The 24,890-nt window shown below is 50.4% G+C and carries 27 protein-coding genes; 15 read left to right on the plus strand and 12 right to left on the minus strand.

The features are described 5' to 3' along the window. Positions 1-23 precede the first annotated feature (23 nt). The 3 genes from flgD to flgB are packed head-to-tail and all read right to left on the minus strand — an operon-like array spanning position 24 to position 1,558. Entirely contained in the window at positions 24-722 is a 699-nt protein-coding gene (gene flgD / locus OGY08_RS18490; protein ID WP_125363406.1) for a flagellar hook assembly protein FlgD, read from the minus strand. Positions 723-733: 11 nt separating this feature from the next. Continuing rightward, on the minus strand, positions 734-1,138 hold the full coding sequence (gene flgC, locus OGY08_RS18495) for a flagellar basal body rod protein FlgC (protein WP_003036191.1): 405 nt from the start codon (positions 1,136-1,138) through the stop codon (positions 734-736). A 3-nt stretch (positions 1,139-1,141) separates the two neighbouring features. After that, positions 1,142-1,558: a flagellar basal body rod protein FlgB gene (flgB, locus tag OGY08_RS18500; RefSeq protein WP_003036189.1), complete on the minus strand. Its 417-nt coding sequence runs from the start codon at positions 1,556-1,558 to the stop codon at positions 1,142-1,144. Between the two features lie 157 nt (positions 1,559-1,715). Here flgB and flgA point away from each other — a divergent pair, with 157 nt between their 5' ends. The 3 genes from flgA to flgN all read left to right on the plus strand — a co-directional run bounded on the left by flgA (position 1,716) and on the right by flgN (position 3,188). Continuing rightward, on the plus strand, positions 1,716-2,375 hold the full coding sequence (gene flgA / locus OGY08_RS18505; RefSeq protein WP_008784358.1) for a flagellar basal body P-ring formation chaperone FlgA: 660 nt from the start codon (positions 1,716-1,718) through the stop codon (positions 2,373-2,375). A gap of 93 nt (positions 2,376-2,468) precedes the next feature. Then, entirely contained in the window at positions 2,469-2,762 is a 294-nt protein-coding gene (gene flgM, locus OGY08_RS18510; protein WP_032942956.1) for a flagellar biosynthesis anti-sigma factor FlgM, read from the plus strand. Between the two features lie 3 nt (positions 2,763-2,765). Further along, positions 2,766-3,188 carry a flagella biosynthesis chaperone FlgN gene (gene flgN / locus OGY08_RS18515; RefSeq protein WP_003036178.1) on the plus strand — a complete coding sequence of 141 codons (423 nt, stop codon included), beginning with the start codon at positions 2,766-2,768 and terminating at the stop codon, positions 3,186-3,188. An 85-nt stretch (positions 3,189-3,273) separates the two neighbouring features. Here the strand turns inward: flgN and murJ are convergent, their stop codons facing one another. The 4 genes from murJ to rimJ form a co-directional block, all read right to left on the minus strand. Further along, positions 3,274-4,809 (minus strand): murein biosynthesis integral membrane protein MurJ, encoded by a 1,536-nt coding sequence (gene murJ / locus OGY08_RS18520; protein WP_003832150.1) that lies wholly within the window; start codon positions 4,807-4,809, stop codon positions 3,274-3,276. Between the two features lie 222 nt (positions 4,810-5,031). Then, complete coding sequence (locus OGY08_RS18525; RefSeq protein WP_048235654.1) at positions 5,032-5,955, minus strand: Gfo/Idh/MocA family protein; 924 nt, start codon at positions 5,953-5,955, stop codon at positions 5,032-5,034. A gap of 1 nt (position 5,956) precedes the next feature. Further along, positions 5,957-6,604 (minus strand): YceH family protein, encoded by a 648-nt coding sequence (locus OGY08_RS18530; RefSeq protein ID WP_020996497.1) that lies wholly within the window; start codon positions 6,602-6,604, stop codon positions 5,957-5,959. 34 nt (positions 6,605-6,638) lie between these two features. Then, positions 6,639-7,223: a ribosomal protein S5-alanine N-acetyltransferase gene (gene rimJ / locus OGY08_RS18535; RefSeq protein ID WP_003832145.1), complete on the minus strand. Its 585-nt coding sequence runs from the start codon at positions 7,221-7,223 to the stop codon at positions 6,639-6,641. 259 nt (positions 7,224-7,482) lie between these two features. Here rimJ and mdtH point away from each other — a divergent pair, with 259 nt between their 5' ends. The 9 genes from mdtH to OGY08_RS18580 all read left to right on the plus strand — a co-directional run bounded on the left by mdtH (position 7,483) and on the right by OGY08_RS18580 (position 14,229). Beyond that, complete coding sequence (gene mdtH, locus OGY08_RS18540; protein WP_003832142.1) at positions 7,483-8,691, plus strand: multidrug efflux MFS transporter MdtH; 1,209 nt, start codon at positions 7,483-7,485, stop codon at positions 8,689-8,691. Between the two features lie 114 nt (positions 8,692-8,805). Further along, positions 8,806-9,366: a lipoprotein gene (locus tag OGY08_RS18545; RefSeq protein WP_020996498.1), complete on the plus strand. Its 561-nt coding sequence runs from the start codon at positions 8,806-8,808 to the stop codon at positions 9,364-9,366. A gap of 105 nt (positions 9,367-9,471) precedes the next feature. Next, positions 9,472-10,518, plus strand: a complete 1,047-nt coding sequence (pyrC, locus tag OGY08_RS18550; RefSeq protein ID WP_008784353.1) for a dihydroorotase — start codon at positions 9,472-9,474, stop codon at positions 10,516-10,518. A 65-nt stretch (positions 10,519-10,583) separates the two neighbouring features. After that, entirely contained in the window at positions 10,584-10,829 is a 246-nt protein-coding gene (gene dinI, locus OGY08_RS18555; protein WP_003036157.1) for a DNA damage-inducible protein I, read from the plus strand. Between the two features lie 340 nt (positions 10,830-11,169). Beyond that, a complete protein-coding gene (bssS, locus tag OGY08_RS18560; RefSeq protein WP_003036154.1) occupies positions 11,170-11,424 on the plus strand; it encodes a biofilm formation regulator BssS in 255 nt (84 codons plus the stop codon). Between the two features lie 114 nt (positions 11,425-11,538). Next, positions 11,539-12,654, plus strand: a complete 1,116-nt coding sequence (gene solA, locus OGY08_RS18565; protein WP_125363405.1) for an N-methyl-L-tryptophan oxidase — start codon at positions 11,539-11,541, stop codon at positions 12,652-12,654. A 55-nt stretch (positions 12,655-12,709) separates the two neighbouring features. Continuing rightward, positions 12,710-12,823 carry a YceO family protein gene (locus OGY08_RS18570; protein WP_003036148.1) on the plus strand — a complete coding sequence of 38 codons (114 nt, stop codon included), beginning with the start codon at positions 12,710-12,712 and terminating at the stop codon, positions 12,821-12,823. Between the two features lie 262 nt (positions 12,824-13,085). Beyond that, positions 13,086-13,652 (plus strand): cytochrome b, encoded by a 567-nt coding sequence (locus OGY08_RS18575; RefSeq protein ID WP_125363404.1) that lies wholly within the window; start codon positions 13,086-13,088, stop codon positions 13,650-13,652. A 1-nt stretch (position 13,653) separates the two neighbouring features. Continuing rightward, positions 13,654-14,229, plus strand: a complete 576-nt coding sequence (locus tag OGY08_RS18580) for a YceI family protein (protein WP_008784351.1) — start codon at positions 13,654-13,656, stop codon at positions 14,227-14,229. Between the two features lie 45 nt (positions 14,230-14,274). Here the strand turns inward: OGY08_RS18580 and trhO are convergent, their stop codons facing one another. Beyond that, positions 14,275-15,327 (minus strand): oxygen-dependent tRNA uridine(34) hydroxylase TrhO, encoded by a 1,053-nt coding sequence (trhO, locus tag OGY08_RS18585; protein WP_125363403.1) that lies wholly within the window; start codon positions 15,325-15,327, stop codon positions 14,275-14,277. A gap of 220 nt (positions 15,328-15,547) precedes the next feature. On the opposite strand from trhO, the gene OGY08_RS18590 reads away from it, so the two are divergent. Together OGY08_RS18590 and mdtG are read left to right on the plus strand one after the other, a co-directional pair. Further along, positions 15,548-16,468 (plus strand): Kdo(2)-lipid IV(A) acyltransferase, encoded by a 921-nt coding sequence (locus tag OGY08_RS18590; RefSeq protein WP_003036136.1) that lies wholly within the window; start codon positions 15,548-15,550, stop codon positions 16,466-16,468. A gap of 155 nt (positions 16,469-16,623) precedes the next feature. Then, entirely contained in the window at positions 16,624-17,844 is a 1,221-nt protein-coding gene (gene mdtG, locus OGY08_RS18595) for a multidrug efflux MFS transporter MdtG (protein WP_048235661.1), read from the plus strand. 64 nt (positions 17,845-17,908) lie between these two features. Here mdtG and OGY08_RS18600 read toward each other — a convergent pair whose 3' ends face one another. Continuing rightward, positions 17,909-19,240: a sensor domain-containing diguanylate cyclase gene (locus tag OGY08_RS18600; RefSeq protein WP_048236462.1), complete on the minus strand. Its 1,332-nt coding sequence runs from the start codon at positions 19,238-19,240 to the stop codon at positions 17,909-17,911. Positions 19,241-19,931: 691 nt separating this feature from the next. Here OGY08_RS18600 and OGY08_RS18605 point away from each other — a divergent pair. Beyond that, entirely contained in the window at positions 19,932-20,309 is a 378-nt protein-coding gene (locus tag OGY08_RS18605; RefSeq protein WP_008784346.1) for a MysB family protein, read from the plus strand. Here the strand turns inward: OGY08_RS18605 and OGY08_RS18610 are convergent, their stop codons facing one another. The 3 genes from OGY08_RS18610 to mdoG form a co-directional block, all read right to left on the minus strand. Beyond that, the gene (locus tag OGY08_RS18610; protein WP_003832117.1) at positions 20,310-20,537 is read right to left on the minus strand and encodes a YceK/YidQ family lipoprotein; all 228 of its coding nucleotides are present in this window, start codon (positions 20,535-20,537) and stop codon (positions 20,310-20,312) included. A gap of 76 nt (positions 20,538-20,613) precedes the next feature. Next, a complete protein-coding gene (gene mdoH, locus OGY08_RS18615; RefSeq protein WP_048235662.1) occupies positions 20,614-23,142 on the minus strand; it encodes a glucans biosynthesis glucosyltransferase MdoH in 2,529 nt (842 codons plus the stop codon). Beyond that, on the minus strand, positions 23,135-24,670 hold the full coding sequence (gene mdoG, locus OGY08_RS18620) for a glucans biosynthesis protein MdoG (RefSeq protein WP_095533147.1): 1,536 nt from the start codon (positions 24,668-24,670) through the stop codon (positions 23,135-23,137). Before mdoG ends, mdoH begins: the two co-directional genes overlap by 8 nt. Between the last annotated feature and the right edge of the window lie 220 nt (positions 24,671-24,890).

The following is a 24,890-nucleotide window of genomic DNA, read 5'->3' on the forward strand; positions in this document are numbered from 1 at the left end:
TTGCTCCTGATAAGTGTGAAGGCTTAAATTATCTGCCGTACTTCGTCGAGGGTGGTGGTTCCATAGGTGCCCAGATCCAGCGTATTACCGCCGTTACTGCGAATAACGCCCTGCACCAGCGCAAACTGAAGCGGCTGGGCCACCAGTTGCGTTCCGCCATTACTGGCAGCAATTGACACGTTGTAAGAACCGCTTGGTGCATCCGTGCCATCGGTCATGGTGCCGTCCCAGGTAAAGGTATGAACGCCCGCTTTCAATCCACCAATGTCAATGGTGCGTACCACTTTGCCGTCTTTATCGGTAATGGTTGCGGTAACCTTATCTGCCGGTTGCTGCAGCTCAACGCCAAATGGTGTTGTCGTAGTTTTGGCACCTTCTTCTGTCCCTTTACCGGTCAGAATGGTCGTACCCGGGATCATGACACCGTGGCCAATCAGCGTACTGGCCTGCAGCGACTGGCTGTTGTCGATCTGCCCAGAGATTGACCCTAACGTGGTGTTCAGCTTCTCAATCCCGCTCACGGTACTGATTTGCGCCAACTGGGTAGTCAGTTCGTTGTTTTGCAGCGGGTTGGTAGGGTCCTGGTTTTTCAGTTGTGCAACCAGCAGCGTAAGAAAGCTGCTTTGCAGGTCAGCGGCGTTGCTGCCCATCAGTGAGCTATTCCCCGTGGCGGCATTAACCCCCGTCGTGCTCGGGTCATTCATTTTTACAGCAATAGACATGTGCGCCTCCTTTACTGGCCTAGCGTCAGCGTTTTAAGCATCAAGCTTTTCACGGTGTTGAGCACTTCGACGTTTGCCTGGTAGCTACGTGAGGCAGACATGGTGTTGACCATCTCGCCAACAACGTCCACATTCGGCATTTTTACGTAGCCGTTCGCATCGGCCAGCGGATTACCGGGTTCATAAACCAGCTTATCCGGTGCCTGACTTTCAATGACGTCAGCGACTTTTACGCCACCGGTTGCCGCACCTGGCGCAGCATCTACCTGAAAAACAACCTGCTTCGCGCGATACGGCTGACCGTCGGGTCCGCTGACGCTATCCGCATTCGCCATGTTGCTGGCCGCGACGTTCAGGCGTTTAGACTGAGCCGTCAGCGCAGAACCTGCGATATCAAAAATATTTAACAGCGCCACGAATTAGTTCCCTCCTTGCAGCACGTTCATCATGCCTTTGATTTGTCCACCCAGCGCCGTCAGCCCCATTTGATATTTGAGGCTGTTGTCTGCAAATTGCGTGCGCTCCCGGTCCATATCTACCGTGTTGCCATCAAGAGATGGCTGGTCAGGAATACGGTAGAGCAGCTCCGTAGACGGCGCAGAAACGGTCTGGGCCGGAATGTGTTGTGCAGAGGTCAGCGTCAACGAAACGCCGCCGGTTTCTTCCCGTCCTCGCACCATGACTTTTTTTAATTCACTGGCGAAATCCAGGTCGCGCGCCTGATACCCCGGCGTGTCGGCATTGGCAATGTTGGCCGCCAATATTTCCTGGCGTTGGGCGCGCAAATTCAGCGCTTCCTGTTGAAAACGTAAGGCGGCGTCGAGCTTATCGAGCATATCTCCTCCGCAAATGACAAAATTCAGCCGACAGCTTAAATCCCATTACGCGCGCGTTATCGCCGGAATAAACGCAAAATGCGTCGCTATTTGTTGCGTTGATGACTGCGTCACACAGGTAAAATCCTGCCACTACCTGAAAAAGCGCGAGGTTTTGATGCAAACGTTTAAACGTGGAATAGTCGTGGCAGCACTGCTGTTCAGCCCTATGACGCTGGCGCAAGACCTGAATTCGCAGCTAACGGCATGGTTTTCCCAGCGCCTGGCCGGATTTAGCGATGAGGTGGTAGTCACTATCCGAACGTCACCAAACTTATTGCCCAACTGCGAACAACCGGCATTAAGCGTGTCCGGTAGCGCAAAACTGTGGGGCAATGTGAATGTGCTGGCCCGCTGTGCCAACGAAAAACGTTATCTGCAAGTGAACGTGCAGGCGACAGGAAACTACGTTGTTGCCGCTGCATCCGTAGCGCGAGGTAGCACCCTGACCCCAGCCAGCGTAACGCTGAAACGTGGTCGACTGGACCAACTACCGCCGCGCGCGGTGCTGGATATGAGTCAGGTGCAGGATGCAGTGAGCCTGCGCGATCTGGTGCCGGGCCAACCGATACAGCTTTCGATGTTACGCCAGGCATGGCGGATCAAGGCCGGTCAGCGCGTACTGGTTATTGCCAACGGAGATGGCTTTCGGGTCAATGCCGAAGGTAAAGCGCTGAACAACGCCGCTGTCGCACAGAATGCGCGAGTGCGGATGATTTCAGGCCAGGTGGTGAGCGGCGTCGTCGATTCTGATGGGAATATTCTTATTAACCTATAATAGGTTAAAGATTTTTTAGCGTGTGCCGATAGATAAACAACCAATGATTACAGCGGGCCGCTATAGCGTAACCCCTCGATGAGGAAAAATAAAATGAGCATTGATCGTACCTCACCATTGAAGCCAGTAAGCACCGTTCAGCCGCGTGAAACCAGCGATGCGCCGGTACAAAAAGCGCGGAAGGAAAAAACCACCGCGACCACCAGCACCAGCGTCATGCTGAGCGACGCCCAGGCCAAACTGATGCAGCCCGGCAGCAATGACATCAATATGGAACGCGTGGAAGCACTGAAAACCGCAATCCGTAACGGTGAATTGAAAATGGATACCGGAAAAATTGCCGACTCGCTGATTCGCGAGGCGCAGAGCTACCTACAGAGTAAATAAAGTATGACTCGTTTGTCAGAAATACTTGACCAGATGACGACCGTCCTCAATGACCTGAAAACGGTAATGGATGCTGAACAGCAGCAGCTTTCCGCAGGGCATATCAACGGCAGCCAGCTACAACGTATTACAGAAGAAAAAAGCTCCTTGCTGGCAACCCTTGATTATCTTGAGCAGCAGCGCCGCCTGGAACATGACGCCACGCGCAGCGCCAATGATGAGATTGCTGAACGCTGGCAGACTATCACCAAGAAAACACAGCATTTACGCGACCTCAACCAGCACAACGGTTGGCTGCTGGAAGGGCAGATCGAGCGTAATCAACAAGCAATACAAGTGCTGAAACCGCACCAGGAACCAGCGTTGTATGGCGCAAACGGTCAAACCTCTGCTGCGCACCGCGGCGGGAAAAAATTCTCTATTTGATGTCAGCCTGATAACGTTTTGCTTATCAGGCCTACGCCTTTTGTAGGCCGGATACGGCGTTATGCCGCCATCCGGCATTGATCCTTTACGCCGTCCGACGCACAAACTCTTTTACTTTAAAGCCCAGTACGGCGAGTGCTGCGAAGTAAGCGGCAATACCTGCCACCACGACCGCCATCAGACGCAGCAGACGCCACAACATCGTTCCCTGCGACCAATCCGGCATGATGTAGAGCATCCCAACCAGCACCGCAGACATCACCAGCACGGAAATCACCAGACGCGCCAGGAACCAGCTCCAGCCCGGTTGTGGGGTAAAGATTTTCTGTTTCCGCAGTTGCCAGTACAGCAGTGAAGCGTTCAGACATGCCGCCAGACCAATCGACAGCGACAGCCCGGCATGCTTTAACGGCCCGATAAACGCCAGGTTCATCACCTGGGTCATAATCAGCGTCACAATGGCAATCTTCACTGGCGTTTTAATATCCTGGCGCGAGTAAAAGCCCGGAGCCAACACTTTCACCACGATCAAGCCAATCAAACCTACCGAGTACGCCACCAGCGCACGCTGGGTCATCGCGGCATCAAAGGCGGTAAATTTACCGTACTGGAACAGAGACACCGTCAGCGGTTTGGCCAGAATACCCAACGCTACGGCACTCGGTAATGCCAACAGGAAACACAAGCGCAGGCCCCAGTCCATCAGGCGACAATATTCATCATGATTACCGCTGGAAAAGCTTTTGGACAGCGATGGCAGCAGGATAGTCCCCAGCGCCACGCCCAGAACACCGGACGGAAACTCCATCAGACGGTCGGCATAATACATCCATGAAACTGAGCCAGAGGCCAGAAACGAGGCGAAAATCGTATTGATGATCAGTGAAATCTGGCTGACCGATACCCCAAGGATCGCCGGGCCCATTTGCTTGACGACACGCATCGCCCCCGCATCACGGAAGTTCACGCGCGGCAGCACCAGCATGCCAATTTTCTTCAAGTGCGGAAGCTGATAAATCAGCTGTAGCACGCCGCCAACCGTAACGGCCCACGCCAGCGCCAGCACCGGCGGGTTAAAATAGGGTGCCGCAAATAGCGCGAAGCCGATCATGCTGATATTCAGAAAGGTCGGGGCAAACGCAGGAATGGAAAAGCGGTTCCAGGTATTAAGGATCGCACCAACCAGTGAGGCCAGTGAAATCAGTAGAATATAGGGAAAAGTGATCCGCAGCAGTTGAGTGGTCAGCGCAAATTTATCCGCTGTGTCGGCAAATCCCGGCGCGGTGACTAATATCACCCATGGCGCAGCCAACATCCCGGCTACCGTCACCACGGCCAGCGCCAGCGTCAACAGTCCGGAAACGTAGGCAACAAACACGCGGGTAGCATCTTCCCCCTGCTTGCTTTTGTACTCAGCAAGAATCGGCACAAATGCCTGCGAAAATGCGCCTTCGGCAAAAATTCGGCGCAACAGGTTAGGAAGTTTGAATGCCACAAAAAAGGCATCTGTCGCCATCCCTGCACCAAAGATTCTGGCGACAATCGCATCACGTGCAAAACCCAGCACACGTGAAAACATCGTCATCGAGCTGACGGCTGCCAGCGACTTTAATAAATTCATCTATGTTGTATTCCAGACTCTGAGGCAAAACCCCGACAAACCTGCCCGTAGGTCGGATAAGGCATTCTCGCCGCCATCCGACACTTTTGCTGTGCCTGATGGCGACACCCTGGCACCTTATCAGGCCGACAAACCAGCCTATGGTTGAAAAGAGGTGTTATTTTGAGTGGGCATATAGTACCTGGATTACAATGAATTACTACCGCCAGATGTTACAGGGGGTTATTCAGCCATCGCCTCCCGCCACAGCTTTTCAACAACACGCTGGGCCAGTAGCGCCTGCTCGCCTGCCGTCTGGGGAACCGTCTGATTTTGCACGCACTCAATGAAATGACGGGCACATCCGGCAAAACCACGCTGTTCTAAGGTCGTTTGCCAGCCCGCTATCGGCTTATGAACAACACCTTGCCCACGCTCTTCCCGCCATTCCCGCATATCAGTTACGTCAATCAGGCCGCCGTCCGTCACCGCCTGCACGCTCTCGCGCTGGCTACCGGCACGGCGATGCATACTGGTCGTTATCTGCATTTGACCGACAGAAAAATGATGCTCGGCGTAGAGCATCGCACCAGATTCATTGGTCAGCAGCGTGCCGTTTTTTAACTGCGCCTGCCCTCCCGCCAGCCACAAAGCGGTATCGACCACGTGCAGATAGTCGTCCAGCAGAGTGAAGCGCAGATCGTGCGGCCCAACGCTATCCGTACGGTGCTTATCCATACGTACAGACGCTGCGGTGCTCAACTGGGTTTTGAGATCCTGGTACAGCGGTGCAAATCGACGGTTAAACCCGACCATCAGCGTGAGTTTTTTCCGCGCGGCCAGCTCGACCAGTTGCTCAGCCTCGTGCAGATTTTCCGCCAGCGGTTTATCCACACACACGTGAACTCCGGCATTCAGCAATTCACTGACTACCGCATAGTGCGTCGCGGTACTGGAGTGGACGAAAACCGCGTCACAGGTTTGCGCCAGATTCTTCAATGAATCCACGTAGGGTATTCGCCAGGTATCACAGATACGCTGCGCTTTATCGCGTGAAGGTGAAAATGCGCCTTGCAGCGTCCAGTCCGCGGAGGTGCCTAGCACGGGTAGCCAGGCCTTTTGTGCAATACCGCCCAAGCCGACTACGCCGATACGTAATTTTTTCACGTTAGTCTCCCAGGTGCGCCAGCAAGGAATCAAGTCGCTGCTTAAGCTCTGCGACTTCCGTTTCCAGCGCTTCCACGCGCGCCTGCAGATCACCGGAGGCTACAGGGGGTTCATCTGCCGCGGCAATGGCTTCATCAACCTCACCACAAAACAGGTGCATATAGCGACTTTCACGTTTGCCCGGCTCACGCGCCAGGCGGATCACATAAGGCCCATCTTCCCGGTTCGCCAGATTTTCCAGCGTCGACTCCACTTCGGCCATATCGCTGAATTCGTACATACGGGATGCGCGGCTACGCAGTTCACCAGGCGTCTGAGCGCCCCGCAGCAGCAGTGTGGTGATTATGGCCACCTCTGCGGCACTAAGCTTCAGATTGCCAAATTCAGAGTTGCAGAAACGCTGCTCATATTTCGTGACGCGATTGCCAAAACCGCTCACCGTGCGCAGAAAATGTCGCTTAACCAGGTTATCCAACTGCTCCTGCACGTCCGATTCCGACAGGTTCATCACCGGTTCACGATTCGTTTTTTGATTGCAGGCTGTTACGACTCCATTAACGGAGAGTGGGTACTGTTCCGGCGTGGTCACTTGTTTTTCTAATAAACAGCCAATCACTCGCGCTTCGGTGGCGGTTAATTCGTATTTCATCGTCTTCTCCATTAATCATAGCTGCATCTGAAACTTAGCGGCCGGGGGTCCATTCTGATGTGGTCAACGCCGTCAGCACGTGATCGCGCCACTGCCCGTCAATCAGCAGGTAGTCTTTGGCATACCCTTCTTTTTCAAAACCCAGTCGCGCCAGCAGGTCACCGCTGCGCTTATTATGTGGCATGTAGTTAGCCATAATGCGGTGAATATGCTGCGTGCGCTGCATATAACGGATGGCCGAGGTTAAGGCTTCATACATTAGCCCCTGCCCCTGCCATTTCTGCGCAATGGAGTAGCCGAGATAACAGGCATGGAAGGATCCCCGCACTACGTTTGAGAAGTTCGCAACGCCGATAATCTCTTTTTCGTCCGGATCGAGCAGCGCAAAATAATAGGCGGTGCCCTGTTTATGAAACTCAGAGATCATGCTCAGACGCGCCTGCCAGCCGGACGGATAGCAGTGGCTTTCATCGCGAATAGGTTCCCAGGGTTTTAAGAAATGACGATTTTCTGCGTAATAATCTGCCAGACGCCAGGCATCACGCTCATGCACTAAACGCACGACCAGGCGGTCGGTGGTTAAGCGCACTTTTGGCACGTTACTGCGATAGCCAAACATTCTATACCTACTCCTTCCCGTAACGTCTTCAATACGCTATTCGCATTACTATACCTGTGCGAATACGCCCTGTGAAAAGAGCAAAATGCCATTTTTTGAATTATTCACACATTTTGATGAAAACTCTCTATCAAGACGGACTTTTGATAAAAAAATATTGTCCCGCGAAGGGTGGGAAAAGCGATGACGACACCGCAGAATAGGAGGTGCTTATCTTTTAAACTCTATCCAGAGTGACGAGTTTTTCCCTGGAGGGGAAATGTCGCAAGTCTCGCAGGCAAGGAACCTGGGTAAATACTTCCTTCTCATCGATAATATGCTGGTCGTGCTGGGTTTCTTCGTCGTTTTCCCGCTGATCTCAATTCGTTTCGTCGACCAAATGGGCTGGGCCGCCGTGATGGTCGGTATTGCACTAGGATTACGTCAATTTATCCAGCAGGGGTTGGGTATTTTCGGCGGTGCTATTGCGGACCGTTTCGGTGCAAAACCGATGATCGTCACCGGCATGCTGATGCGCGCTGCCGGGTTCGCCACCATGGGCATTGCCCATGAGCCGTGGCTGCTGTGGTTTTCCTGCTTTCTCTCCGGACTGGGCGGTACACTATTCGATCCACCCCGCTCGGCGCTGGTGGTTAAACTGATCCGCCCGGAAAAGCGCGGGCGCTTTTTCTCTATTCTGATGATGCAGGATAGCGCCGGGGCCGTGGTTGGCGCGTTGCTTGGCAGTTGGTTATTACAATATGATTTCCGTCTTGTCTGTGCCACCGGCGCAATTTTGTTCGTTCTGTGCGCGGCGTTTAACGCCTGGCTGCTCCCGGCATGGAAGCTGTCGACGGTGAAAATTCCAGTGCGCGAAGGGATGAGCCACGTGATGCATGACAAGCGCTTTGTCACCTATGTGCTGACGCTGGCGGGCTATTACATGCTGGCGGTACAGGTGATGCTGATGCTGCCAATCATGGTGAACGACATCGCAGGTTCACCGGCCGCTGTGAAATGGATGTATGCCATCGAGGCGTGCCTCTCATTGACGCTGCTCTACCCAATTGCCCGCTGGAGTGAAAAACGTTTTCGCCTTGAACATCGTCTGATGGCCGGTCTGCTGGTGATGTCTCTGAGCATGATGCCGATCGGTCTGGTGGGGAATTTGCAGCAGTTGTTCACCCTGATCTGTACGTTCTATATTGGCTCGATCATCGCCGAACCAGCGCGTGAAACCCTTAGCGCCTCACTGGCGAATGCACGTGCCCGAGGAAGCTATATGGGCTTCAGTCGACTGGGGCTCGCTATCGGTGGCGCAATTGGATATATCGGCGGCGGCTGGCTGTTTGACATGGGCAAGGCCCTGGCACAGCCAGAGTTGCCCTGGATGATGCTCGGTATTATCGGCCTCATCACCTTCCTGGCGCTGGGCTGGCAATTCAGTCTCAAACGCCCAACGAGAGGCATGCTGGAGCCAGACGCCTGATAGCCGAACCTGCGTCCGGGCGCTTTTCAGTTTTTTCTGCTGGCGTCCGGGGCGCTGGTACTCGATGATGCTTTGTGTCACGATTACGCCACATGCATCATGTTGAGGAACCCCATGAAAAAGTTTTTTTTTGCCGCTGCACTGATTGTCAGCGGCCTGTTGGTTGGTTGTAATCAACTCACGCAATACACGGTTAGCGAGCAAGAAATTAATCAGGCCCTGGCAAAGCATAATAACTTTTCTAAAGATATCGGCTTGCCCGGCGTTGCTGAAGCACACATCGTACTAAATAATCTCGCCAGTCAGATTGGCCGTGAAGAACCCAATAAAGTGACCCTGACCGGTGACGCCAACCTGGACATGAATTCCCTGTTTGGCAGCCAGAAAGCGACCATGAAGCTGAAGTTAAAAGCCTTACCGGTATTTAACAAAGAGAAAGGCGCAATTTATCTGCAAGAGATGGAAGTCGTGGATGCGACCGTGACACCAGAAAAAATGCAGTCGGTACTGCAAACGCTGATGCCTTATTTAAACCAGTCGCTGCGTAACTATTTCAACCAGCAGCCAGCCTACATTCTGCAGGATGACAGTAGCCAGGGTGAAGCACTGGCGAAAAAACTGGCGAAGGGAATTGAGGTGAAACCGGGGGAAATCATCATCCCGTTCACCGACTAATAAAACTGAGGGCGCCGATGCGCCCTTTTTTTTCGTGCAAACGAAAACGTTTCCGCTTATCCTTTGTTTCCGGCAAAAAAGACTATCCTCAGCCGGAGCATATTAATGACTGCACCATCCCAGGTTTTAAAGATCCGCCGCCCAGACGACTGGCATCTTCACTTTCGCGATGGCGACATGTTAAAAACTGTCGTGCCCTACACCAGTGAAATTTATGGTCGCGCCATTGTCATGCCGAACCTGGCACCGCCCGTCACCACGGTTGACGCGGCTATCGCTTATCGCCAACGCATTCTTGACGCGGTACCTGCCGGACACGACTTCACACCATTAATGACCTGCTACTTAACGGATACGCTGGATCCCAACGAGCTGGAACGTGGATTTAACGAAGGCGTATTCACCGCAGCAAAACTCTATCCGGCCAATGCCACCACCAACTCGACACATGGCGTAACCTCTATTGACGCCATCATGCCGGTGCTGGAGAGGATGGAAAAATTGGGTATGCCGCTGCTGGTGCACGGCGAAGTGACGCATGCAGATATCGATATTTTCGATCGCGAAGCGCGCTTTATTGAAACAGTGATGGAACCGCTGCGCCAGCGTTTGACCTCGCTGAAAGTAGTGTTCGAGCATATCACTACCAAAGATGCTGCCGAATACGTGCGCGACGGTAACGAGCTTCTGGCAGCGACTATTACGCCACAGCACCTGATGTTTAACCGCAACCACATGCTGGTTGGCGGGATTCGTCCTCACCTGTACTGCCTGCCGATCCTCAAACGTAACGTCCACCAACAGGCGCTGCGTGAACTGGTTGCCAGCGGGTTTACGCGCGCCTTCCTCGGTACCGACTCAGCGCCGCACGCACGTCATCGCAAAGAGTCAAGCTGTGGCTGTGCTGGATGCTTTAATGCACCGACCGCACTAGGCAGCTATGCCACCGTGTTTGAAGAGATGAATGCGCTGGACCATTTCGAAGCCTTCTGCTCACTCAACGGCCCACAGTTCTATGGTTTGCCGGTAAATGAGACCTTTATTGAGCTGGAACGCATGGAGCACCTTGTTCCTGAGAGCATAGCGTTGGAAGACGATACGCTGGTGCCTTTCCTGGGTGGCGAAACGGTACGCTGGTCAGTAAAAAGCTAAAAAAAGTGTAGCCAACCGATTCGAGTAACTGTATAAATAAACAGTATATTCCACAGGGGGCTACTATGCGTATTGAAGTCACTATTGCCAAAACTTCACCTTTACCTGCCGGTGCAATTGACGCACTGGCAGGTGAACTCTCCCGCCGTATTCAGCACCATTTTCCGGATAACGAAGGTAACGTTACCGTCCGTTATGCCGGCGCAAACAATCTGTCGGTTATTGGCGCGACCAAAGAGGACAAAGAGCGCATCAGCGAGATCCTACAGGAAACCTGGGAAAGCGCGGATGACTGGTTCATTAACGAATAAATAATGATATGCAGTGATGTTTGTTTGCCGGGTCGCCCCGGCTTTTTTATACACGCTATCTTGTAATCAATCGCACATTTCTTCTGACGAGCATTTAATTTAATATTAACCCACCGATTATCTTTTAACCAAAACAACAAAATAATTGTGCAACATACTAAAAAAAAATGAATAACATGTCGGTTTCTTAGTCAGATAACGCTGAAAACAAAAAATTTATGCCCTTCCCTCTTTAAATTTTCAATGAATACCCTTATTTATTGATATACTGAAGTTGCTTCAGAAAAAAACGCATTGAACCTCGAAAACCGTTGTCTAGTAACACGAATTAGGGGGCATGATGGAAAAGAATAATGAAGTCATTCAGACTCATCCGCTTGTAGGGTGGGACATCAGCACTGTTGATAGCTACGATGCGCTGATGCTGCGTTTGCACTACCAAACCCCGAACCGCCCTGACCCGGATGGGACTGAAGTTGGTCAAACGCTCTGGTTAACCACTGATGTTGCCAGGCAATTTATTTCGATATTAGAAGCAGGAATCGCCAAAATTGAATCTGGCGATTACCAGGTAAATGAGTATCAGCGACATTAAACCTGATACATCCAACCATCAAAAGGCACCTTAGCGGTGCCTTTCTTATTTCCAGGTTGAATATTCCAGGTCAGTTATTTACCCTTCTACTATCGCGATTGCAGAGAGAAGCGGATGAAATACGACTTAATCATTATTGGCAGCGGTTCGGTAGGCGCCGCAGCTGGATACTATGCCACTCGTGCCGGTCTGAAGGTTCTGATGATCGATGCGCATATGCCACCACATCAACAGGGCAGCCACCACGGCGATACTCGATTAATTCGTCATGCTTATGGCGAAGGCGAAAAATACGTTCCGCTGGTGCTACGTGCGCAAACATTGTGGGATGAACTGTCCCCCCATAATGAAGAACCGATTTTTGTTCGCTCCGGAGTTATCAACCTCGGTCCGGCAGAGTCAACCTTCTTAGCAACTGCAGCGCAAAGCGCAAAACAGTGGCAACTTAACGTTGAACAATTAGATGCAGCGGCCATCATGGCTCGCTGGCCGGAAATTCGCGTACCTGACAACTATATCGGTCTGTTTGAAGCGGAGTCCGGTTTTTTACGCAGTGAGTTAGCAATTAAAACCTGGATCCGTCTGGCGGAAGAAGCAGGCTGTGCGCAACTGTTTAAATGCCCGGTCAGCGCAATTCATCACGGTGATGATGGCATCACGGTAGAAACGGTTGACGGTGACTACCACGCGAAGAAAGCAGTGATCAGCGCCGGTACCTGGGTGCAGGCTTTAGTCCCTGAACTACCGATACAACCTGTGCGCAAAGTGTTCGCCTGGTATCAGGCCGATGGGCGCTACAGCGTTAAGAATAACTTCCCGGCCTTCACCGGCGAACTGCCAAATGGCGATCAATACTACGGTTTCCCGGCTGAAAACGACGAGCTGAAAATTGGTAAGCACAATGGCGGACAGGTAATTCACTCTGCAGAAGAGCGTAAGCCATTTGCCGCTGTAGCCAGCGACGGTTCTGAAGCCTTCCCATTCCTGCGCACAATTCTGCCTGGCGTTGGCTGTTGCCTGCACGGCGCATCCTGCACTTACGATAATTCTCCGGATGAGGACTTTATCATTGATACTCTGCCGGAACATGACAACACGCTGATCATTACCGGACTGAGCGGACATGGCTTTAAGTTTGCCTCTGTACTGGGAGAGATTGCGGCAGACTTCGCTCAGGACAAACCGTCTGAATTTGACCTGACCCCCTTCAGGCTAAGCCGTTTTAAGTGATAATAAATGAATGGCCTCGTTGGTGAGGCCATTTTTAATGACAGGAATAACGTCAATGCGCCGTATCTTTCACTATCTGGTTAATAATATTCGCGAGCACCTTATGCTCTACATTATTTTATGGTCGCTGCTGGCCATTATGGATGTAATATATATTATGTTTTTCTAATTCCTGCGCGCTGACAATAGTTGACAAAAATTGAGATTAGCTTAATTTTCATTGCAATAAACTGAACAATAACAAAAACCATAACATCCCATAGACTAAGCCCCGCCACATATTTTCGCACTAATCTCTTGATGATTACCTCAACAATCAGTCAACTTTATTGAACAAAAAATAAATATCATCACTATTGTTATTTATTAGTTGCATTAATGTCTTTTACACGCCATTTTCATTCACTTCTGAAATATCAATCGGTGTGCTTATGCAATTCAATAATACTCCACAGCGCTATGGCGTAGTGTCAGCCACATTACATTGGCTGGTTGCGATTGCTGTATATGGCATGTTTGCGTTGGGGTTATGGATGGTCACGCTTAGCTACTATGATGGCTGGTATCACCAGGCCCCCGAACTGCATAAAAGCATCGGCATCCTACTCATGATGGGACTGGTTATCCGCGTTATCTGGCGGTTGTTCTCCCCTCCGCCTGCTGCGTTGGCAAGCTACTCCCGTTTAACCCGTATCGCCGCGGCAATGGGTCACCTCGCACTTTATTTGCTGCTCTTTTCAATAGTCATCAGCGGATATCTGATTTCCACCGCAGATGGCAAAGCGATAGGCGTCTTTGGCTGGTTCGACATTCCCGCCACCCTGGCCAATGCGGGTTCCCAGGCCGACCTCGCCGGTAGCTTGCACCTGTGGCTTGCGTGGACCGTGGTGGTTTTATCCCTACTACACGGACTGATGGCCCTGAAACATCACTTTATTGATAACGACGATACCCTCAATCGCATGTTGGGAAAATCGTCATCTGACTATGGAGCTTAAAATGAAAAAAAACCTGCTGGGACTTACACTCGCTTCTCTTTTATTCACCACCGGGTCGGCCGTGGCGGCAGATTACAAAATTGACAAGGAAGGACAGCATGCCTTTGTTAATTTCCGTATTCAGCATCTGGGTTACAGCTGGCTGTACGGCACTTTCAAAGATTTCGACGGTACGTTTACCTTTGATGAGAAAAATCCCGCAGCCGATAAGGTTAACGTAACCATCAACACCAACAGCGTTGACACTAATCACGCCGAACGCGACAAGCATCTGCGCAGTGCAGATTTCCTTAACGTGGCAAAATTCCCGCAGGCTACCTTCAGCTCCACCAGCGTGAAAAAAGAGGGGAATGACCTGGATATCAGCGGTAATTTGACCCTGAACGGCGTTACCAAACCGGTTACGCTGGACGCGAAGCTCATCGGTCAGGGTGGCGATCCCTGGGGCGGTACGCGCGCTGGTTTTGAAGCGCAAGGTAAGATTAAGCTGAAGGATTTCAACATCACCACCGATCTCGGACCTGCATCGCAGGAAGTCGATTTGATCATCTCAGTGGAAGGTGTTCAGCAGAAGTAACGCATGAATTACCGGATGAGGTTCTGCCCCTCATCCGGCATCATGTTATTGCGCAGGGTCTGGAATACCCAGTTTGGTATTCAGGTGACCGCGTGATTTATTGAAGATTTTATTGCCATTTTCACGTCCCGCACGACGACGCCGTTGTTCCTCTTCCGGCAACTCACTCTCTTCGCTACACAGCTCGCTACAGCAGCCTTTATATTTCTGCGCACAAGCCGGGCACTGAATAAACAACAGATGGCAGCCATCATTTTTGCAATTAGTATGGCTATCGCACGCCGTGCCGCACTGATGGCAATGCGCGATAACATCTTCAGAGATCCTTTCGCCCATACGCTCATCAAAGACAAAGTTTTTACCGACAAAACGTACCGGAAGTCCCTGTTCACGCGCCTTGCGGGCATACTCAATAATACCGCCCTCAATGTGCCAGACTCTGCTAAATCCATTGTGTTTCATCCAGGCGCTGGCTTTCTCACAGCGGATCCCACCCGTGCAGTACATCACGATTTTTTTATCTTTATGCGCCTGCATCATTTCAACAGCTTTCGGCAACTGGTCGCGGAACGTGTCTGCCGGGATCTCCAGCGCATTCTCGAAATGACCCACCTCATATTCATAGTGATTGCGCATATCAATGAATACCGCTTCAGGATCGTCCAGCATGGCGTTCACTTCTGCTGCCTTGAGATAATCCCCCACGTTGCTGGCGTCAAAGTCTGGATCGTCAATACCATCCGCCACGATACGTTCGCGGACTTTCATACGCAGTACCCAGAACGATTTACCGTCATCATCCAGCGCAATATTCAGACGTAAATCCTTCAATGCAGCATCAAACGCATAGAGCTGCTGGCGAAATGCCTCGACGTTGCTTTGCGGTACGCTGATTTGCGCGTTAATTCCTTCATGGGCAAGATATACTCGCCCGAAGACGTTCAATGCGGTGAACATCTGGTACAGCGCATCACGCGTGTGCTGAGGATTGGCAATGGTGAAATATTTATAGAATGAGATCGTCGTGCGCGGCTCGGTCTCGGCCAGCATTTTGGCTTTGAGGGCGTCGTTCGAAATGCGGTTGTGTAACACTGGCATGGTGTACGTATCCTGCAAATAAGGAATAAATGAAAATCGGCGGCATAATAAAGCAAACATCGCCAATTTACATCCACACATTTTACGCTACATTTCATACTTCACGATAAAATCGCAACAACAATTGCGGAATTAATCACCGTTCTCCCGTCACAAATTTTTGATACGCGCGAAAAAATGCGACAATACAGGGAATTGGTCGTTTGAAGACAGGATAGACATGACGAATTTACCCAAGTTTTCGGCTGCGTTACTGCATCCACGCTATTGGTTAACCTGGCTGGGTATTGGCATCCTTTGGTTAATCGTGCAGTTACCCTACCCCATCCTCTTTAAGTTGGGCTGTGCATTAGGTCGACTGGCGCTACGTTTGATGAAACGTCGGGCAAAAATTGTTTCCCGAAATCTGGAACTGTGCTTCCCGCAGATGAGTGAGCAGGAACGCCAGCAGATGGTCGTCAAGAACTTTGAATCAGTAGGCATGGGCGTAATGGAAACCGGGATGGCCTGGTTTTGGTCCGATAAGCGTATTTCGCGCTGGACGGAAGTGATCGGAATGGAACATATCCGTGACGTTCAGGCGCAAAAACGCGGGATTCTGTTAGTGGGTCTGCACTTTCTGACTCTGGAACTGGGTGCGCGCCAGTTTGGCTTGCAGGAGCCGGGTATTGGTGTGTATCGCCCTAATGACAATCCGCTGCTGGACTGGCTACAAACCTGGGGCCGCATGCGCTCGAATAAATCAATGCTCGATCGTAAAGACCTGAAAGGGATGATTAAAGCCTTGAAAAAGGGCGAAGTGGTCTGGTACGCGCCGGATCATGATTACGGCCCTCGCGCCAGCGTGTTTGTACCACTTTTTGCCGTTGAACAAGCCGCAACAACCTCAGGGACCTGGATGCTTTCACGCATGTCCAATGCCTGCCTGGTACCGTTTGTTCCCCGCCGCAAACCTGACGGTAAAGGGTATCAATTGATTATGTTGCCTCCAGAATGTTCACCACCGTTGGACGACGCAGAGACTACAGCTGCGTGGATGAACAAAATTGTTGAGCAATGCATCATGATGGCGCCAGAGCAGTATATGTGGTTGCATCGTCGCTTCAAGACGCGTCCTGAAGGCTCCCCTTCTCTGTACTGACGCAGAGTTGCAGCCCAGTGGGCTGCAACCCGCTCCCTACCCGTTTTAGATTTAACTGCTATCCGCATTGCAGCAACTATCAACCAGGCGCATAATTAGCCTGCTTACTTATATTCAATCGATAGCGCAAACAGCGCATCACACTGCGGATCGCTATGTCACCCTCAGATGCCCCCATAAACTGGAAACGCAACCTCACCGTTGCCTGGTTAGGTTGTTTTTTAACCGGAGCAGCATTTAGCCTGGTCATGCCCTTTTTGCCTCTTTACGTCGAGAGTCTCGGCGTCACGGGTCATAGCGCCCTGAATATGTGGTCAGGCCTGGTCTTCAGCATCACCTTTCTCTTTTCAGCCATTGCCTCTCCTTTCTGGGGTGGCCTTGCCGATCGCAAAGGACGAAAAATCATGCTACTGCGTTCCGCGTTGGGCATGGCAATTGTGATGCTGCTGATGGGACTGGCGCAAAATATCTGGCAGTTCTTAATCCTGCGCGCCTTGTTAGGGCTGCTTGGTGGATTCATCCCCAATGCGAATGCACTGATCGCCACCCAGGTTCCACGCAATAAAAGCGGCTGGGCACTGGGAACGCTTTCAACCGGTGGCGTTAGTGGCGCACTGCTCGGGCCGCTAGCTGGCGGGCTGCTCGCGGATCAGTACGGATTACGCCCGGTATTTTTCATCACCGCCAGCGTGCTGCTGGTCTGCTTCATCCTGACGCTATTTTTTATCCGCGAGCGTTTCCAGCCGGTGAGCAAGAAGGAGATGCTGCACATTCGTGAAGTCGTGGCCTCTTTAAAGAACCCCAAACTGGTGCTGAGCCTGTTTATCACCACTTTGATCATTCAGGTAGCCACCGGTTCTATCGCGCCAATACTGACCCTGTACGTTCGAGAGTTGGCTGGCAACGTCAGCAATATTGCATTTATCAGTGGGATGATAGCCTCTGTCCCCGGCGTTGCGGCATTAATCAGCGCCCCGAAACTTGGCAAATTAGGCGATCGAATTGGCCCGGAGAAGATCCTGATCGTCGCGCTGATCGTTTCTGTGTTACTGCTTATTCCAATGTCATTTGTCCATACGCCCTTGCAGCTTGGTGTTCTGCGCTTTTTATTGGGTGCGGCCGACGGCGCTCTGCTCCCGGCGGTACAAACGCTGCTGGTTTACAACTCGACCAATCAAATAGCTGGACGTATTTTCAGTTATAACCAGTCATTTCGCGATATCGGTAACGTAACAGGACCTCTAATGGGGGCAGCGATATCCGCCAACTACGGTTTTCGTGCCGTTTTCTGTGTGACCGCGGGCGTCGTACTGTTTAACGCCCTGTACTCGTGGAATAGCCTGCGCCGTCGTCGGAGTACAGAGGTCGTGGGATGATTTGTGTATTTGTATTCGCCGGTTCGGAATAATAAACTTATCTTACACGGCGTATATTTCAACCTTAATGATAATAGTAACACACCTTATTTCTGCCAGAATTTTTGGCTTCATACAATGCGGCATCGGCGTATGAAACAACTTTATCCGCTGATTCATCATCAATTTTGCTGCAATATACACCGATACTTATCGTCATTTTTTCTTTTAACTCATATGAATTTGGTATTGTCGTACCATTCTCTACATTTCGCCTAATTCGCTCTGCAACAACAATTGCCTCATCTTTATCGTTACACTTAAGAAGGATCGCAAATTCTTCACCGCCTACTCTGGCAAAAATATCCGTATCTCTGATTGATTTATTGACAATATCGACAATGCTGATTATCACTCTGTCACCTTCCTGATGACCGTAAGTATCATTAATCCGTTTGAATTTATCAATATCCAGAACCATTACACATACTGTGCCTTTTGCTAATGATGATTTTAATGACTTATAGAATAGTTTACGATTATATATTTTAGTCATTGCGTCTTTAATAGCTGAATCCGTTTCTTTTTTTAAGATGATGAAGGTGTTGTACATCAGTATTGAGATTATACACAGGGCACTTATCACCTCAATCCCCCGGCTTACATACCAAATATACATGCTATATTCATCCAGGCTCAGAAGTAGTACATTGGTCAATATTGCTGAGCAACACAGTAGCCCTATACTTTTCCACAAGATGTTATGCGTTCTGGTTTTAATGATTAAATACAACAGGACCAGTCCCCAGGATACAATAAGCGAATAAATGTACCCAATATGCCAGTGCACGGTGACATTATCAGGCTTCAGGCTTGTGATCTCGAGTGTAAAATTAGGGTTGTAACTGGCCAGAGCGTGCGCCACCACCGCGATAACAAGCATGATTAAAAAAGACAGAACGATATAGCAAGGTTCTCTTTCTTTGGTTTCAATAACTGTCGAGGATACTTTATAAGATTTTAATGAAACAAATAGCAGAGCAATGAAACTAATCTGCCGAAAGTAATAGAATATGGCTATATCGTTAGTTCTTTTTTCGATTGAGGCATAATCATTAATCAAGTCCTGAACGATGTAGATAGTCTCGATGAAAAATATGTTATTCCCAAGAAACGCCATACCTAATATCATAAGGCAGGTGAGATCTTTTCTACAAAGATACTGGAATAACATAAACAGGAAGATTATCCCATATAAAAAGAATAACCCTACAATTATAATCAGATATACTGTTTGCGGGACACTTTGTATCGTTAATTTAAATTGTGTAAGACACACTCCACCAAGAACATAGCTAGCCAAACAGATTATATAGAAAGCCATTAACCTTCTATTATTTGAATTGCCGTTATCCATAACAACCTTAAGGGCTCTCTTAATTTTGCATTTTATATAATAAAGCATAAGATTTTGCAAACTATTATATCTGCACAGATTCAATGACACTAATTCATTTCTTATTTAATGGTTTCTTATAGATTTATAACCTTTGTCATTAATAACATTTTATTATGTATACTATTTTAGTATCACTCACACCATTCACAGCCCCCATACACAAAAGATACTTTGTCACTACCAGAGACACCACTAAGTTTAGCCACTTTCATTGATTGCACCTGCGACACTTCCGTATTGGGCATTAATTTTCTTCTTTGTTTTTATTAAGTTATGAAATATTACGTCATAAGCGATCGGATTCCCTCTCTAAAACACATAAAAAATAACGTTCAACCCTGAAGATTTCCTTATATAACGTCATTTTTTAATTTTTTGATTTTCATTACTACATTGCAAATCACATACATTACTATTTTTTCTTGAATTTTTTTCCTGATATTACGTCGGCTTCAGTATCTGCCAATGTAAATTTTTCATAAACAACCGAAGTTACTTTCCCCCAGTCTCGTAGGCATTGCAGGCAGTAATCATCTGATTGAATGAACCATGCAGCTAATGGGTTTGACGCTCTGCGGATCGCCGTCTATAGATTGAATCATCCCCCTTTATTGTTCGCCTTAGGAGAAGAAATATGGCAAAGAATGACATGAATTTTTATGCCACGTTGGAAGAGGCTATTGATGCAGCTCGTGAAGTGTTTCTGGCTGATAACCCTGACCTTGAGTCAGACGACGCCAGCGTTCAACAGCTAAGCGTCCAAAAATACGTGCTACAGGATGGCGACATTATGTGGCAGGCGGAATTCTTTGCTGACGAGGATGATGTAGATGGTGAATGTCTTCCAATCCTGAGCGGGGAAGCGGCCCAGAGCGTTTTTGATGGCGACTATGATGAAATTGAAATCCGCCAGGAGTGGCAGGAAGAAAATACGCTTCACGAATGGGATGAAGGTGAATTCCAGCTGGAACCTCCCCTTGATACTGAAGAGGGACAGACCGCAGCCGATGAATGGGATGAGCGATAATTACTCGTAAGGTCCATGATGTATGTCGAGCGGCAGCAGCAACGTATCAAACACCAGCGAAAATGGCAGATCGAGGATAGTGACGTAGCGCCATGCGGAGTCCCTAACATCCCATTGCACGCCAGGATAGTATTGGTTTCCGTGTCCTTGCCCTGGGATGGTACGACTAATAATGCTGCCGCATCCGCTCAGGAAGAAGATCATTATTCCTACAGCCAATATTCGCACCTGCTACCTCACGACTCATTCTATTCAATATAAAAAAATACCGGCACCAGGCCGGTATTTTCACGTTACAGAACGCTTATTTTTTCCTGAGCGCCAGCGGGTTCAGTGTCAGTCCCTGATAGTAGTTCACCCACGAAGAATACTTATCAGGTGAATTCCAGACACGGTAATGTAAACGCGCCATGGTCACCGGATCGCTCAACAACACCAGGCGACGATCGCGATTCAGTTTCTCCGGCGTTTCGTTCAGTGCCTGTTCCACATGACGATCGCGTGCAATCTCCAGCACGTTGCTGGCGCGGTGGCGTGCAGTCGCCATGGCCGTGGCCAGTGCGTTAAACGACGGATTAAACACCGCATGCATAAAGCCATCGTCCAGCGTACGTTTACGGTTCATCACCAGATAAGTATCGGTATCCACCAGCACCTGCGGCGGAGAATACTCTTCCGGGATCAGGAACAGCTTCCAGCGCTTGGTACGTAACCCCACCGTGGAACGGCTGGAAATCACGGAAACAAACGGTGACAGGATCAGCGAGAAGACAATCGGTGCCAGCCAGAACAGGAAACGCAGATCCAGCCAGGCCATACCCACAGCCCACACCAGCCCCAGCAGTAACTGAGAACCGTGACGCATAAACGCTTCACCCCACGGGGTCGAATCGTCATCACGCTGCGGCGAATTCCACACAACTTCCCAACCGAGGAAGGCACTCACGACGAAGACGGTGTGGAACAACATACGCACCGGCGCCAGCAACACGGAGAACAGAACTTCCAACAGTAGCGACAGCGTGACGCGGATAAACCCGCCGTACTCTTTCGTCCCTTTACACCAGATGAGCAAAATACTCAGCAGCTTCGGCAGGAACAGCAGCACCATCGTTGAAGCAAACAGCGCGATCGCCAGTTCAGGTCGCCACTGCGGCCAAACCGGGAACAGCTGACGCGGTTGCAGGAAGTACTGCGGCTCCGTCAACGCATGCACCACCTGCAATGCGGTAGAGAGCGCGAGGAACATAAACCAAAGCGGCGCAGACAGATAGGACATTACACCGGTCAGGAACACCGCACGGTGAACCGGGTGCATCCCTTTCACCAGGAACAAACGGAAGTTCATCAGGTTGCCGTGGCACCAGCGGCGGTCACGCTTGAGTTCATCCAGCAGGTTCGGCGGCAGCTCTTCATAAGAGCCCGGCAGATCGTAAGCAATCCACACCCCCCAGCCAGCACGACGCATCAATGCCGCTTCCACGAAGTCATGGGAGAGGATCGATCCCGCAAACGAGCCTTCGCCCGGTAACGGCGCGAGCGCACAGTGCTCGATAAATGGCTTCACGCGGATAATTGCGTTGTGGCCCCAGTAGTGTGATTCCCCTAACTGCCAGAAGTGAAGCCCGGCGGTAAACAGCGGTCCGTAAACACGGGTCGCAAACTGCTGGCAGCGCGCATACAGCGTATCCATACCGGAAGCCTTCGGTGAAGACTGGATAATCCCGGCATTCGGATTCGCTTCCATCAGACGCACCAGGCCGCTCAGACAGTCACCACTCATCACTGAGTCAGCGTCCAGCACCACCATGTAGCTGTACTGATTTCCCCAGCGACGACAAAAGTCATCAATGTTGCCGCTTTTACGCTTCACGCGACGACGACGACGGCGGTAGAAAATCTGTCCTTCGCCCTGCACCTCAGCAATCAGCTCCATCCACGCTTTTTGTTCTGCCACGCAGATATCAGGATTGTAGCTGTCGCTCAGGATATAAACATCGAAATGTTCGGCGTTGCCCGTTGCTTTGACCGATTCCCACGTGGCGCGAAGTCCCGCAAATACGCGGTCAACGTCCTCGTTACAGATAGGCATAATCAGCGCGGTACGGTGTTCAGGATTCAGCGGTTCATCCCCAACCGTTGAGGCCGAGATACTGTACTTATCTCGTCCAATCAACAGTTGCAGGAAGCCCATCAGCGCGGTCCAGAATCCCGCAGACACCCAACAGAAAAGCACGGCAAACAAAATGAGAATTCCGGTTTGCAGCATGTAGGGCAGCAGTTGCATAAAGGAGACCCACAAGTTCTGTCCCATCATGTCTACCGGATTAATAAATGCCCACCCCTGATACGGGAGGATCGTCTTCATATACCAGGTTGCTACGACCGTTTGCGCCAGCGTTAGAATCAACAGCGTATAGCGGCGGATGGTGCCTACGGTACGCCATTTTTGCTCGCTTTCTTGTTCTTCTTTCGTCAAACGCGAAAGATAACGCGGCGTCACATCGCGCCCACGCAAGCGATCCCAAAAACGACCAACCGGGTTGGTACGCCAGGGATCGGGGAACATAGAGGTACGCGTTGCTTTTGGCATCGCCTGCAGCTGATCGCGGCCCTCATCGTCCTTAACCAACTGCTCTTTAGCCAAAGAATCCGGCCATGCTTGCTCAAGGCGAGCTTTCACAGAACCCTGCGGTGAATCATCTTCGCGCGAGTAAGTACGATGCTCGGCATCCAACGCCTGATGAACGGCGCGGATGTCAGTTTTCGGCAGTGCCGCTTTCTCGATATCCGAAAGCGGCATTGCGTCAATATACTCAGTTGTCTTATTCATTGGCAGGTAACTGGTAGCTCCAGGTTTCACTCAGCGTCTGATCGGCATTGACCAAGGCAGCACGCATTTCAGTGGTTTTCTTCACGTCTTTCACTTTCACGCGCAGCATCAAACGCCAACCCTTAGATACCGGGTTGTAGCGCACAGTGCTTTCAACGATTTCACCGTTGTCGCCAATACTGGTTTGTGCGGTAACCGGGGTATCCTGCGGCAGCTTTTTCATATCTGTGCCGGTAAAGTCCACCACAAACGCTATGGTACCGTCAGGCTGACGAATCAGGTTGGACTGTTTTACATCACCGGTAGAACGACGAGTCTGCTGTACCCAGGCGCTTTCCGGCGCATGAAGCTTGTCCTCATCACGCGTGAACGTCAAAGTGTACTTGAAGTTCATCTCTTTGCCCGCTTCAGGCAGTTGATCCGGCGTCCAGTACGCAACGATGTTATCGTTCGTTTCATCGTTAGTTGGGATTTCAACTAACTCAATCTTACCTTTACCCCATTCACCTTTTGGCGTGATCCAGGCGCTTGGGCGCAGATCGTAACGATCGTCGATATCTTCAAAACGCGAGAACTGACGGCCACGCTGCAACAGTCCGAATCCTTGCGGGTTTTCCATTGCGAAGCTGCTCACCGCGAGATGTTTCGGGTTATTCAGCGGACGCCAAATCCACTCCCCATTGCCCGCGTGGATAGACAAACCGTTAGAATCATGCAGTTCCGGACGATAGTTTGTCGCCGGAGACGGCTGGTTCGGTCCAAACAGGAACATACTGGTTAACGGTGCCACACCCAGTTTGCCCACTTTGTCGCGCAGGTAAACTTTGGACTGAACATCCACGACCGTGTCACGGCCTGGAATAATGACAAAACGATACGCTCCGGTTGCACGCGGAGAATCCAACAAAGCATAAATGGTTAAACGTTTATCAGTCGGTTTCGGACGCTCGATCCAAAACTCACGGAAGCGGGGAAATTCTTCACCAGAAGGCAGAGCGGTATCAATCGCGAGGCCACGCGCTGACAGGCCGTAGACCTGACCTGCACCCAGAACGCGAAAATAGCTGGCACCGAGCATGCTGACGATTTCATCGTTTTTATCTTTGCTGTTGATCGGATACAGCACTTTGAACCCGGCGAAGCCGAGATCTTTTACCGTGTCTTTATCATGCTGAACATCGCCAAAATTAAAATAATCCGGGCTGTATTTGATTCTTTTCACCGCCGTGGCGGTAACTTCGTTGATTTTGACCGGCGTGTCGAAGTACATACCCTGGTGGTAGAACTCGAGCTTAAATGGGGTCTTGAGATTGCTCCAGTACGCTTTATCGCGATTGAACTGGATCTGTTGATAGTCCGCATATTTCATGTCGCGGAAAACGGAGGGCAAGTTACTTTTTGGCGCCTCATAGCCTTTCCCGGCTAAGGATTGAGCTTGTTTTGCAACATCATCAATACTGAACGCCCAGCTCGATGATGTATACAGCGTTAACATGACTGCTGCACCCAACCAACGCATTTTCATCATTTGTAGTTTATGTTTCATAATTAGTAAGCACTTCCCCCTTTGTGTGCTTATATTGATCCGATCCATTTTAATGGATAATCGGGTACTCCGACAACTGAATCCCTGTATTGTTCGCGCGCTGGCTCATGGTTTAAGCAGGTTCATCTGCCTGTTTTCACTTTGCGTGCTTATCCTGGAGACAGGTTGTTGGACTTCGTGTAGGGTTGCCCTCGAATGTAAC

Origin of the sequence: Citrobacter sp. Cpo069, from assembly GCF_030332785.1 — a bacterium.
GTDB classification, from domain to species: Bacteria; Pseudomonadota; Gammaproteobacteria; order Enterobacterales; family Enterobacteriaceae; genus Citrobacter; species Citrobacter portucalensis.